At 64.9% G+C, this 12315-nt stretch carries 9 protein-coding genes; 3 read left to right on the forward strand and 6 right to left on the reverse strand.

What is annotated here, in order from left to right:
- The first annotated feature begins 94 nt into the window (after positions 1 to 94).
- Complete coding sequence (locus AABF56_RS08425) at positions 95 to 409, forward strand: hypothetical protein (RefSeq protein ID WP_272805593.1); 315 nt, start codon at positions 95 to 97, stop codon at positions 407 to 409.
- A gap of 217 nt (positions 410 to 626) precedes the next feature.
- Here AABF56_RS08425 and AABF56_RS08430 read toward each other — a convergent pair whose 3' ends face one another.
- From AABF56_RS08430 to AABF56_RS08455, 6 genes are all read right to left on the reverse strand, one after another.
- Entirely contained in the window at positions 627 to 2180 is a 1554-nt protein-coding gene (locus AABF56_RS08430) for a caspase family protein (protein ID WP_272805594.1), read from the reverse strand.
- Positions 2180 to 3862 carry a caspase family protein gene (locus AABF56_RS08435; protein ID WP_272805595.1) on the reverse strand — a complete coding sequence of 561 codons (1683 nt, stop codon included), beginning with the start codon at positions 3860 to 3862 and terminating at the stop codon, positions 2180 to 2182. The genes AABF56_RS08430 and AABF56_RS08435 overlap by 1 nt, the downstream gene beginning before the upstream one ends.
- Positions 3859 to 4752, reverse strand: coding sequence for an OmpA family protein (locus tag AABF56_RS08440; RefSeq protein ID WP_244765352.1), 894 nt, complete (start codon positions 4750 to 4752; stop codon positions 3859 to 3861). Before AABF56_RS08440 ends, AABF56_RS08435 begins: the two co-directional genes overlap by 4 nt.
- Positions 4753 to 4819: 67 nt before the next feature.
- Positions 4820 to 8173 carry a c-type cytochrome gene (locus tag AABF56_RS08445; protein WP_272805596.1) on the reverse strand — a complete coding sequence of 1118 codons (3354 nt, stop codon included), beginning with the start codon at positions 8171 to 8173 and terminating at the stop codon, positions 4820 to 4822.
- A 105-nt stretch (positions 8174 to 8278) separates the two neighbouring features.
- On the reverse strand, positions 8279 to 9538 hold the full coding sequence (locus AABF56_RS08450; RefSeq protein ID WP_244765350.1) for a ferredoxin reductase family protein: 1260 nt from the start codon (positions 9536 to 9538) through the stop codon (positions 8279 to 8281).
- Between the two features lie 239 nt (positions 9539 to 9777).
- Complete coding sequence (locus tag AABF56_RS08455; protein WP_244765349.1) at positions 9778 to 9999, reverse strand: hypothetical protein; 222 nt, start codon at positions 9997 to 9999, stop codon at positions 9778 to 9780.
- A 186-nt stretch (positions 10000 to 10185) separates the two neighbouring features.
- Between AABF56_RS08455 and AABF56_RS08460 the strand changes: the two genes are divergently transcribed.
- Both AABF56_RS08460 and AABF56_RS08465 read left to right on the forward strand, forming a co-directional pair.
- A complete protein-coding gene (locus tag AABF56_RS08460) occupies positions 10186 to 11541 on the forward strand; it encodes a M10 family metallopeptidase (protein WP_272805597.1) in 1356 nt (451 codons plus the stop codon).
- A 150-nt stretch (positions 11542 to 11691) separates the two neighbouring features.
- A complete protein-coding gene (locus AABF56_RS08465) occupies positions 11692 to 12312 on the forward strand; it encodes a GntR family transcriptional regulator (RefSeq protein WP_272805598.1) in 621 nt (206 codons plus the stop codon).
- The last annotated feature ends 3 nt before the right edge of the window (positions 12313 to 12315 follow it).

The following is a 12315-nucleotide window of genomic DNA, read 5'->3' on the forward strand; positions in this document are numbered from 1 at the left end:
CCCTCACACATGCCGCGTACAGTCTCGCAGCGCCGCGAATACGCGTTGCTGCGGGATTGCATCGACCATGGTCGAAGAGCGCAGGGAGGCCGCCATGGACATGGAGCTGTTCATTTTTCTGGTTCTGGTTGTCGTTTTCGCAGGCGGCGCAGGCCTCGTGATCGGCGGCGCACGATGGATCGTTTCGCACCTGGTCGGTTTCGCCGACGAAGGACATGCCCACAGGCTGGCCCGGGCCCTTGGCAAACCTGCAGGCAAAGAAACGCAGATGCAGGGGTTGAGGAAGGGATTGATTTTGACGTCGGCCGGAGCCGCCCTCATGCTGGCTGGCTACTACGGCCTCAATGCCTTCACCGCATCCGAAAAAGAGGCGCGGCAACCAAGCGCACAGCTACCCGACTCGTTTTGAAGCCAGCCATGCCGACGCGAATGCGTCGATCTGGGCTCTTCGATCTGCAAAAGCCTCGACACGGATGCTTTCCCCCTTCCCCGACTCGGACCCTGTCGGGCAGGCCACGGGCCGCGACCTCCGCCAAGTCGCGCAAAGCCTGAGGTGACCGGCCGCACTCCCGCTCTTCCGGTCGCGCATATTATGAGCGGCTGGCAGGCCGCCGTCGGAGGTTCTGTCAGTAGACCGCGTATTTCAGAAGCCCGAGCGACCAGTTGACGCTGCGGTTTTCCGTGTCGCGGGTCCAGGTCTGCTGCAGCGTGCCGGCAATGTCGGCGATAGTGGTGCGGGCGTCGAGTTCCTTGGTCAGGCCGTAGTCGTTGGGGGCGACCTTGGTGAGGTCGACGTCGTCGGCGATGACGATGGCGACCAGCACGTTTTCGCTCGGGCCTTCCGCTTCGAAATCGAAGCCGTAATAATCGTCCGGAATGGTGAGCGGGGTGTTGGCGGAGAGCGGCGTGATCTTCTGGGCCGCCTCGTTCGGGAAGATCTGGGTCGCCTTGCCCTCCTTGTCGACGTCGTAGAGGATGAGGTGCCCGCCCGTGTTGCTGGTCACGGTGATGCGGAAGACGTCGCCGTTCTTCAGGCTGTCGGAGGAGAGCGCCACCTTGACGTCGCCGGTCTCGGCCTTGCCGAGGATATCGCCGACGGCATCCACCGGGTCGGCGGCAACATAGGCGGTCTGCTGGGTGTTCTCGACCTTCACCTCCTCGACCTTGCCGTAGTCGGGCGTCTGCTGCTGGGTGTCGCCGCCCGTCTGCGGCTGCTGGTATTGCTGGGCGGTGGCGTCGGCGGTCGGCGTTACGGCGCTGGCGCCGAGCAGGGCGTAGTTGACCTCCAGTTGCGGGTCGAGGCTCTGGCACTGGGTCTGCGCGGCGCAATAGGTCTGCGATTGCTTCTTCACATATTCGAGCAGTTCGGCATTGGAGACGATGCCGTTGCCGTTGCTGTCGCCCGCGGCGATCTCGTGGCCGTTCACATAGGAAAGCGTGAAGACGCCGTGGCGCTCGTCCGGCGGCAGGCGCGTGTCGTCCCAGGCGACCTGGTAGGAGGAGGCGGCGCTCCAGGCCTCCACGCCGTTCTGCTTGGCGATTTCGGGCTTGTCGACCACCGCGACGTCGATGCGCAGGCCGCGCGTCTTGACCGCCTCCACCGGCTTGGCGAAGGGGCGCGGCAGGAAGCGCGCGCTTTCCAGCACCTCGCCGACCTTGGGCGAGAGCGAGCGCGAGATCGTGCCCGAATGGCAGGCGTCGATGACGATGGAGACGGCGCGGTCCTTGAGCTTGGCGAGCATCGCGTCGATCTCGTCGTCGAGAATGACATTGGTCCAGTCGCCGTCGCCGGCGGCGATGTCGAAGGTGGACAGCGCCTCGTCCAGCCCGTCCTCCTCGTCGCCGTTCTGGTCCTTCACCTGAAGGCCGTGGCCGGAGAAGTAGAAATAGACGCGGTCGCCGGGCTGGGTCCCGGCGATGAGCCATTCGTCGATGCTGGCGAGAATGGCGGCCCGGGTCGCATCCTTGTCGCGCAGGACGCGGATCGATTCGGGGGCGAAACCCTGCTTCTCCTTGAGCAGCTTCTCGATCAGCGGCACGTCGTTCTTCGGGCCTTCGAGGAACATCTTCTCGGGCAGCGTGGCATAGGTGCCGATGCCGATGAGAAGCGCCCGGTCGGCCGCCTTGGCGCCGGAAACGAGGCAGAGCGAGAGAAGAAGAGCGGCGGCGTAACGGATCATCAGAGCGTTTCCCGCGTGTAGAGGGGTTGGATGGCGACGCTCGCCTCCTTGCCGTCGAGCCGGGTCAGCAGCGCCTTCAGCAGGGTTTCGGACGTCACGGCCTTGTCGGCGAGCACCGCGCCGATCGCGTCGACCGGTTCCGCGGTCCAGATCGTGATCAGGTGATCGGCGCCGAAGGGCTTGACCACCTCGACATCCGTCAGCTTGAACTGCGAGCTGGCCGTGCCGGCCACCTGCATGTCGAGGAACTGCACCTCGCCCGTATTGGCGAGGTTGAAGACCAGCATGTTCGGATAGCGGCCGGGCGGGGCGTCGAAGCGCAGGCGGTTTCCGGCGGCGTAGATGTCCTTTGCCGGCGTGAGCGAGACGGAACCGGGGTTCTGGCTGGCGAGCGCCTTCAGGAAGTCAAGCAGCACATATTTGTCGACCACAGCCTGGATGCGGTCCGCCCCGACATTCTCCGCCGCCACATCGCCGTTCGGGGTGTAGAAGACGCCGCCCGCCACATCCCAGCGATAGGGCGTGCCGGTGCCGTCGGCGTTCTTCGGCCTGTCGGCGGTGCCGTCGATCTGGAGCGCGATGCTGCCCGTCCAGCCGAGCTCCCTGGCCGGCTTGATGGCCTTCGGCGTGGTCGCGGCGCCGCCGGTATCGGAGGTGTCCGTCGCCGCCACCGTGGCGGTCTCGACCGGAATGCCGCGCGTCAGCCGCACGACGACCTCGCCCTCCGAGCGCGCCACCTGCGGCATGAAGTTCGGCACCTGTAAGGCTTCCGAGCGGTTCTTCACGTTGGAGAAGATATAGTCTTCCAGCTCGATGCGGGTGATGACGCCGTCGCCGTCGCGGTCGGCGCTGCCTTCCACGGCGCGGGCGAAACTCCAGCTGAGCGCGCCGCGCGGCTCGCCGTCGATGATGACCTCCGGCGTCGGCTGGCTTTCGAGCGAGGCGGCGAGCACCGTGACCTGCTTGAAATCGATCTCCTTGAGGTTGGCGCCGGCCAGCGCCTCCTGCGAGGGCGGCGCGAGCTTGACCGTGACGGCCGGCGCCAGCCGGCTCTTGCCGGTGACGGAACGGCTCATGCCGCCGGAAAAGCAGCTGTCGGACACGAAGAGCACATGCACGCCCTTGCTTTCCGCCTCGCCGAACCAGGCGTTCATCTCGTTGTCCACGATGATCTCGTTCGAGGTTTCCGCATAGCGGTTGCGATCGAAGCCCGGCAACTGGAGGAATTCGTCGAGCCCGTCGGCCTCGTCGCCGGCGACCAGTTCGGGCATCTGCGCGCCGTGGCCGGCATAGGTGAAGATGATCGTATCGCCCGCCACCGCCTCAGCGACCATGTCGGTCCAGGCCTTGCGGATATCGTCCTTGCGCGCCTCGGCATTGGTGAATTTCCGCACCGTGAAGCCCGCCGCGCTCATCGCGCGATAGACGTCCTCCGCATCGCGCACCGCGCCGTCGAGGCTGACATCGTTGGGATACTGGTCGACCCCGACGACGAGCGCATGGGTCTGCGCGGCCCGGGCCGGAAGCGGCATTGCGGCGGCAAGGCAGAGCGCAAGAGCGGTTCCGGCAAAAGCGCGAAGCAGCCTTGCGCCGGCAGGTGCGCCAACACAAGATGGCAGGGCGCTCTCGCCTTTCGGGGAAAAGCGGAAAGGCTCCAGCAGGCGGGGCAGCATCCTGGTCATTCCACGTCCACTTCCACCCGGCGGTGCAGCTGGTTCAGCGTCTCCGTGTCATAGGCGCTGGCATCGTCCGGCTTGAAGGGCTGGTCCTCGCCCTTGCCTACCACGGTGATCGTGCCGGCATAACCGTTGCTGGAGAGATAGCCCTTCAGCGTCTCGGCACGCGCGACGGACAGCCTGTAGTTGGCGTCCGCCGAGCCGACGGGATCGGTATGGCCGATCAGCGTGATCGATGCGGGCTTGACCGCCTTCAGGCATTCGGCGAGGTCCTTCGCCGCCTCGATGCCCTCCGGCGTGAAGTCCGCCGTGCCGAAGACGTAGCGCACGGGCGTCGACTTCTTCTTGATCTTCACGCCGCGGAAGGAGACCTTGCAGCCGCCGCGCATGGCAAGCTGCACCGGCCGCGGCGCGGCAAGGCGCATTTCGCTGGCGAGCTTGTCGAGGCGCAGGATGTATTGCTCGTCCGGCGCCATCCAGTCCGGCGTCAGCGTCTCGTTCGAGCCGTCCTCCAGGGCGAGCTGGTAGAAGCGGGCCGCCTGTTCGTAGTCCTTGCGTTCGCGCGCGAGGTCGCCCAACGCATCCAGCACCTGCCAGGGGCCGCCATATTGGCGCTGCAGGTCTTCCAGCGCCTGCCGGTGGTCGGAAAGCTTTCCGCCGGCGCCGACAGCGGCGACGATGCGGTTGAAGGTGACGAGCGATGCGACGCGGCCGGTGAGCGCGCGCTCGTTGGCGCTGCAATTGGCCGTGCCGGCCGTTTCGGCGAGCGCGTGCGCCTTCTGTTCGTCCCCTGCGTTGAGCGCCTCGACAACGCCGGTAAAGGCATCGCAGGCCGCGGCAGCCGGAGCCGCTCCGGCCAGTACGAAAAGTGTCGCTGCAAGGGATCGCTTCAGCATTGTCGGTCCAGCCCTCATATCCTCATGGAAGAAACGGACAGGGGCCTGAAGGCCCCTGCCCCATGCATCATTTGATCTCGAACGTCACCATCTGGACGCCGCTTGCCCCGTTGTCCTTCTCGGCCTGCTTGGCGAGATTGATGGCAAGGCCCCGCGTTACCGGCTGCTTCGTGCTTGCGGCCAGTTCCTTGGCTTTTTCGGCCGTCAGCTTCTGGTCGCCAAGGCCGCCGATGCGGCAATAGGCGATCATCGTTTCGCCGGGCGACGGCGAATCGAAGGTGAGGTTGCCCGTGCCCGGCTGCGGGATCAGGCGGCGTTCCCTGGCATTCAGCGTCGTATTGCCGATCATCACGTCCGGAATGATCTCCACGTTGCCGGTATCCTCCACATACATCACCTGCAGCTCGCAGGCATGGTTGGTGCTCAGTTCAAAGGCAAGGTAGTCCCCCACCTTCGCACTTGTCGATGCCACATGGACGGCAAGTTTCACCTTGCTCTCCTTGGCCTTGTCGTCCTGCTTGTAGGCCGGCACGACATAGCTCGCGCTCGCGGACTGGTCGCCGCCGGTCGCCTGGCCCTGCGTGCCCGCCTGCTGGTAGGCGTCGTTGCTGGCGGCGGCCTGCTCCTGCTTCTGCTCGGGCTGCTGCTGGTAGGCGTCGTTGTTTGCGACCGCCTGCTCCTGCTTCTGTTCCGGCTGCTGGTAGCCGGTATTGCCTGCGGTGTTCACCGCCCCGTCCGGGTTGACGCCGCGCTTCAGCGGCTCGAGCTGGAGCAGCGGCTGCAGCATGAAGGCATATTGCTCCTCGACCTCGACGCGCGGGATCGTGGCCCCCGCCTCGAGCGTGGCGACCCAGTCGAGGCCAATGCGCAGCGCATTGACGTCGGTGAGGCGGCGGATGTCGGACGAGAACTCCTCCGGCGTCATGTCGAACTCGGCCGCAAGCTGCTCGAAGTTCAGCTCGTCCTCGTACTTGTCGGCGAAGTAGGTGAAGATCTCCGCGCCGCCGGGCGCCTTCAGGCTGGTCTTGCCGCCGCCGGCCGTCGGCTCCGTGATGCCGAGGCGGTCGAGCGCGGCGACGAAGCGATCCGTGTCGCGCTTGTAGACCTCGTTCAGCTCCTCCTGCGGCACGTAGATGGCGAGCAGCTCGTCCTGCTGGTCCTTGGAGAACAGCGTCGACGTCTCGATATGCTCGCGGAGCTGGTCGCGCTTCGACAGGATGCCGTCGAAATGGCAGTCGAAGCACGAGCGCGCATTGATGATCTCGACGCCCTTGCCGATCGGCCGTTTGCGGAAGGAGACGATCGCCGTCGGGCCGATGTCGAGCTGGTCGCCCTTGTTGGTCGACAGGTAGTAGCCCTGCATGCCGTTCGGGAGCGAGAAGATCATTTCGCCGCCGTCATGCTCGAAGGGCTGGAGGCCAGCCTTCAGGCGAATGCCCTCCGGACCCGCCGGGAAGCGCTTCAGCACCTGCCGGCCGACGTCGCCGGCGAAGTCGTAGGATTTCCAGTAGTAGCCGCCGAAGGGCATGTCGTGCCGTTCCAGCATGCGGTTGTGGTCGGAAACACCGGACGAACCGTCGGCAAAGCCGGCGCGGACGATGCGGCGGCGCTCGATGTTCTGCTCGACGGGCACGCCGAAGCGCTTTTCCAGCTCGGCGATGTTCGTCGGCAGTTTCATGAGGCGGTTATAGACCTTCGGCCGGGCGCCGTTGCTCATGAACCAGTCGACGCGCATGATCGGCAGCTGCGTCTGCGTCGCCTTGGCAAGCGAGTGCAGCTGGGCGTCGCTGACGGGGTCCACGCCATAGAAATATTCGTTGATCAGGAAGTCGTAGTCCTCCTGGCTCCATTCGAGATCGCGCAGGTCGACGCGCACGAGCAGGCCGTCGGAGCCCTCCACCTCTTCCGGCAGCACCAGTTCCGGCCCGTATGAGAGCGAGTTGAGCAGCTTCTTGAAGCCGCCGGCCAGCACCCTCATGCGCTTCAGGAAGGTCTCGTGCGATTCGCAGCTCATCATGCCGTTGTACTGGTCGCGATAGCTGAAGTAGCGCATGAACGGCTGGTCGTGCTCGTCGACCCTGGAGATGTCGCGCAGCGCCAGCTCGACGAAGTCGAGATATTTCAGCATCGGCCGCGAGCGCTCGGTCTTCGTGGCGGAGACGGCGGTCGGGATGGCGTCCTTGTTCAGCGAGTTGATCCAGTTGGCAAGGCTCTGCACCTCCGCATCGTCCGGGCGCTTGCCGAGCGGCATGCGGCCACTGGTGACGCTGGTGTAGAGCAGCGACTTGGCGGCATCGCCGGGCGTCACGAAGGCCGGATTGGCGGCGATCGAGGCAAGGTCGCCCGCCGGGAACGAGCCTTGCGAGCTTTCGCCCGGGCCATGGCAGTTGCGGCAATATTTGCCGATGAAGGCGTCTGCCGCCGAGGCGAACTCGGCGCTGCCGCCGCCGGCGGTCAGGGCGCTTTCGGCGGTCGCTTCGCTGCAGACCGGCGCGGTGCTGGTCTCGACCGGCGTCACCTTCACCTCGCGGTCGGCGAGGAAGGCGTACATCGCCTGCTTGTCCTCGTCGGGGAGCGTCGAAAGGCCCTGCGCGATGCGGCGCATGACCGGGTCGGACAGCGGCGAACCGGAGAGTTTCTTGCCCTCGTCGATCAGGCCCCTGGTGAAGACCTCGTGCGAGGCAAGGCCGCTCATGCGCGCCTTGGTGATATCGGGCGCGACCGCGCCGGTCAGGCCCTTCTCCCCCTCATAGGCGCGGGCGAGATCGAGGCCATAGGTCGTGGTGCGCGGCGTGTGGCAATCGCCGCAGCCGCCGACATTCTCGACCAGGTAGCGGCCGCGCTCCATCTGCGTCTCCTCGCGCGGCTGGTAGGCCTGCACGGTGAAATGGCTGCGCTTCCAGAGCGTGATCGTCGTCTGGCGGCTGAACGGGAAGGCGATCTCGTGTTCCTTCGAGGCGGCATCGGATTGCGGCAGCGTCTCGATATAGGCCTTGATGTCCAGCACGTCCTCCGGCTTCATGCCGCCATAGGACGTGTACGGCATCACCGGGTAGAGATTGTCGCCGTCCTTCTTGAGCCCGACCATCACGGCGTTCAGGAAGTCCGCATTGGACCAGCCGCCGATACCGTTCGGATGGGCGGAAATGTTCGGCGCGAAGAACTTGCCGATCGCCGTCTGCATCTCCATGCCGCCGGACAGAAGCTCGGTATTGTCGCCGGAGCCGTGGCAGGCGCCGCAGCCGGCGGCATTGAACAGGAGCTTGCCGTTTTCCGCATCCGCCTTGTAGGTGCCGAAGGCATCCGACGCGAACTGGTCGACGGCGAGCGCCCCGGTCGGACAGAATGCCGCCACGGCGAGGCCGAAGGCAGCGGCAAGCCGGGCGCCGGGGCTGAAGAATGATGTGCTGAACATGCGCATGGCTTGTTCCTTTCGCTCCATGGAGCCGGCGCACCGGCTGGAAATGCAATCCTTGAGACACAATTCCGGATGAGAAACCGCCTTGCAGTTTCCCTGGAAACTGTCCTACCGAAACTCGAAACGCTCGAACTCGACACGGCGCGGCGCCTTGCCGAGTTCTCTCAATCCTTTTTCGATCGCCAGCCTGAGCGGCGGCGGACCGCAGAACCACAGGTCGGCCTCGGCCGGGTTCATGCTGGTGCCGGAGACGAGCTTGGTCGCGTCGAAACGCCCGTCCGTCGCAGAATTGTGCAGCACGAAGTTGAAGTTCTCGAGCTTTTCCGCCTGCGCCCGGAACGTGTCGAGGCCGATCGCCTCGGCCCCGTCGCGCACACAGTAGACCATGTGGATGTCCTGCCCCTCGTCGCCCTTCAGCCGGCTCGCCATGGCGAGGAACGGCGTGACGCCGATGCCGCCGGCAAGCCAGATCTGCTTCTTGCCGCCGCGCCTGTGGTTGAAATGCCCGTAGCCGCCCTCCAGCGTCAGCGCATCGCCGACCGCCACCGCCTCGCGCAGCGCCTTGGTGTAGTCGCCGAGCGGCTTGATGGCGAAGCGCACCGAGCCGTCGTCCTCGATACCGGCGATGGTGAAGGGATGCGGCTCGCGCAGGCCCGGCTTGTTGACGCGGAAGAAACCGAACTGGCCGGGCATGGCCCTGAGCTTGCGGCCCGTCGGTTTCGCCGAGATGATCGTCGCCCCGTCATGGCGCTCGACATTCACCACCTCGTATCTTCGCGTGCGCAGCCAGGGCAGGAGCTGGGTATAGGCGTAGCTGAGGATCCCGAGCGCGGCGAAGAGGTTGAGATAGACCGCCAGCAGCACCGTGCCGTCATAGGGACGCTTGATGAACATCTGGTGGAAGGCGACGAGCACGAAGAGCAGGCCGATGAAGCGGTGCGTGATGCGCCAGTACTGGTAGGGAATCTGGAAGCGCGTCTTCGGGATCACCTTCACCAGGCTGAGGACGAGCAGGAAGACGAAGCCGTAGAAGGCCCATTCGCCCGCCGTCCTGGCGAGCACGTTGAGGCCGCTCGTCACCGACAGGCCCTGGAAATCCGGCGCCACGAAATAGTGCACGAGGATAAGACAGAGCACCGCGATGCCGATCTTGCGGTGGAACTGGTAGATGCGGTCGAGCCCGCCGAACAGCTTCTCGATGAAGGGCGGACGCGTCGCCATGAACTGCGCAATGCCCATGGCGACGAAGGCCATGGAGGAGGCCATCAGGGAGAATGTGGTTCCGGCATTGGTATGGCTGACGGCCGGCACGGCCAGCAAGCCGGCAAAAATGATCAAAAGTGTTGCGACGATGGAACCCGCAGTCAACGTATGCCCCCACAAATTCAACTGGTCCGGTCCGAAATCCAAGGCATGCTGGCAAGGCCCATGACGTTCGTCAACCGCATTCCTCCTATCGACGGGCGGGCGCACGGCTTTATTCGGGATGGTTTTTTAGGAACGGGAAATGTCTCGGGACGGCGGGGAGCGCGGCGCCGCAGGCCGGGCACGGATACGAAAAGGGCGCCGTCCGGCGCCCTGCAATGCGTTCCCTATCGCCGGCCCGGCTACTTGGCGAACCGCTTGAGCTCGTCACGCGCCCGGTCGGCGAGCGGGTGGTCCGGATGGCGCGCGATGAACAGTTCCAGCGCCTCGCGCGTGCCCTTCGACTTCAGATTTTCATATTCCGCCTGTACGGCCTTTTCCGGATCGGAGGGTTTCGCCATGATGCCGCCCGTGCCCGCGGGCGCTTCGCCAGCCGCCGCCAGGACAAGACAGGTGCTCGCCACAATAGATATCTTCGATAGCAATTTTAACCTCCGGTCGAATACCATTCGGTAATTATCCGTCCTGTGCTACGGGGCTTCCATCTCACCACGGGAAGCGTGCATGTTTCAAGGGTTCACAGAATCGACCCGAATTGCGGTCTATCCAAGGCACGCCCCACGACATCCAGCATAGCAGGAGAATGCGACATGACAGGTATCGGCAAGACCACCAAGACGATCGGCAAGACCGGCATAACGATGATTGACGGCGTTCTGTCGGGAAATGCCTGGTCGGGCTCGGTGACCTATGCGTTTCCGACCTCTTCCTCCGCCTACACCTATGCAGGCGAACGTGACAACGGCTTCGGCACGATATCCTCGATGCAGCAATCGGCTGCCCGCTTCGCACTGGATGCGAGCTTCGGCAACGCGGCGAACAACGGCTTTTCGGTCGAAGGGTTCACCCGCCTCTCCATTTCGCAGGGAAGCGCGACGAGCTCCAACCTGCGCTTTGCCGAATCGAACGACCCGAGCACGGCCTGGGCCTACTATCCCGGCACGACCGACGGCGACGGCGACCTCTGGTTCGGCCGCTCGTTCGACTACCGCTCGCCCGTCGCCGGCAACTATTCCTGGGCGACCATGCTGCACGAGATCGGCCATGCGCTCGGCCTCAAGCACGGCCATGAGGCGGACGACGGTTTCCCCGCCCTGCCCGCCAGCAAGGATTCGATGGAATATTCCATCATGACCTACCGTTCCAATGTCGGCGGCCCGGCCGATGGCTACAGGAACGGCGAGTTCGACTATGCCCAGACCTACATGATGGCCGACATCGCCGCCCTGCAACGCATGTACGGCGCCGACTTCTCGACCAATTCCGGCAACACGGTCTACAAGTGGAAGCCCGGCAGCGGCGACACGCTCGTCAATGGCAAGGTCGCCATCGATGCCGGCGGCAACCGCATCTTCGCCACCATCTGGGACGGCGGCGGCAAGGACACCTACGACCTCTCCGCCTACAAGACCGGCGTCAGCGTCGACCTCCGCCCCGGCCAGCATTCGAAATTCAGCGATACCCAGCTCGCCCTGCTGAATTTCGAAAGCGATGCCTATGCCCGCGGCAACATCTTCAACGCCCTCCTGTTCAAGGGGGATCAGCGCTCGCTGATCGAGAACGCCAAGGGCGGCAGCGGCAATGACGTGCTGCGCGGCAACCAGGCGAACAACACGCTGCAGGGCAATGCCGGCAACGACAAGCTCTACGGCATGCTCGGCAACGACAAGCTCGACGGCGGCAAGGGCAACGACGTGCTCACCGGCGGCGCGGGCCAGGACGACTTCGTCTTCAAGAAGGGCTACGGCCGCGACACGATCACCGACTTCAAGGACAATGTCGACGATATCGACCTGCGCTCCTACAACTTCTCCAAGATCGACACCGTGCTCGGCAAGGCTTCGCAGGTCGGCGACGACGTGCATATCAAGCTCTCGGCCACCGACATCCTGATCCTCGACGACTTCAAGCTGAAGGATCTCGACGCCCGCGACTTCCTGCTCTGATTTCCAGCAAGAATCCGAGCGCAGCACAGGCCGGAACCCGGGTTCCGGCCTTTTTTCGTGCCACGTCGTAAGGCTGCATCTGATATATCAGAACAATGGACATCTGTTTGGGCGCATGCCACGATGTGATATATCAACAGGGAACCCGACATGACGGACAGCGCGGCCTCGCAAGCCCACCTCGCCTATCTCGCCCTCGAAGGGCTGATCGTCACGCTCAAGCTGAAGCCCGGTTCGCTCGTCACGGAACGCCAGCTCATCGCGCTTGCCGGCCACGGCCGCACGCCGGTGCGCGAGGCGATCCAGAAGCTGGAATGGCAGGGCCTGATCGCCGTGCGCCCGCGGGCCGGCCTGCAGATCACGGCGATCAGGCCCGAGGACCATGCCGAGGTGATGGCGACGCGACGCCAGCTCGAACCGCTTGCCGCCGATCTCGTCGCCCGCCATGCCGGCGAGGCGCATCGCAGCGAGCTCGTCGCCTGCGCGCAGGCGATGACCGCCTGCTCGATCCATTCCGACATGGAAGGCTTCCTTGCCGCCGACAAGGCGTTCGACGAGATCATGGAGGCGGCCTGCCCCAACCGCTTCCTGACGGCCGCCGTCGCCCCGCTGCAGACCCATGCCCGCCGCCTCTGGTTCGCGCGCGCCGACAACCGGCAGATGGACCGCTCGGTGGACCTGCATGTGAAGGTGATCCGCGCCATCCGCAATGCCGACGGCCCGGCCGCCGCCACGGCCATGGCGACCCTCATCGACGATCTCACCGGCTGAAAC

The organism is Shinella sp. WSC3-e (genome assembly GCF_945994535.1).
In the GTDB taxonomy this organism is placed as follows: Bacteria; Pseudomonadota; Alphaproteobacteria; order Rhizobiales; family Rhizobiaceae; genus Shinella; species Shinella yambaruensis.

Coding starts and splice junctions, on each gene's coding strand:
- AABF56_RS08425 (WP_272805593.1), top strand. CDS start 95: ATGGACATGGAGCTGTTCATTTTTCTGGTTCTGGTTGTCGTTTTCGCA.
- AABF56_RS08430 (WP_272805594.1), bottom strand. CDS start 2,180: ATGATCCGTTACGCCGCCGCTCTTCTTCTCTCGCTCTGCCTCGTTTCC.
- AABF56_RS08435 (WP_272805595.1), bottom strand. CDS start 3,862: ATGACCAGGATGCTGCCCCGCCTGCTGGAGCCTTTCCGCTTTTCCCCG.
- AABF56_RS08440 (WP_244765352.1), bottom strand. CDS start 4,752: ATGCTGAAGCGATCCCTTGCAGCGACACTTTTCGTACTGGCCGGAGCG.
- AABF56_RS08445 (WP_272805596.1), bottom strand. CDS start 8,173: ATGCGCATGTTCAGCACATCATTCTTCAGCCCCGGCGCCCGGCTTGCC.
- AABF56_RS08460 (WP_272805597.1), top strand. CDS start 10,186: ATGACAGGTATCGGCAAGACCACCAAGACGATCGGCAAGACCGGCATA.
- AABF56_RS08465 (WP_272805598.1), top strand. CDS start 11,692: ATGACGGACAGCGCGGCCTCGCAAGCCCACCTCGCCTATCTCGCCCTC.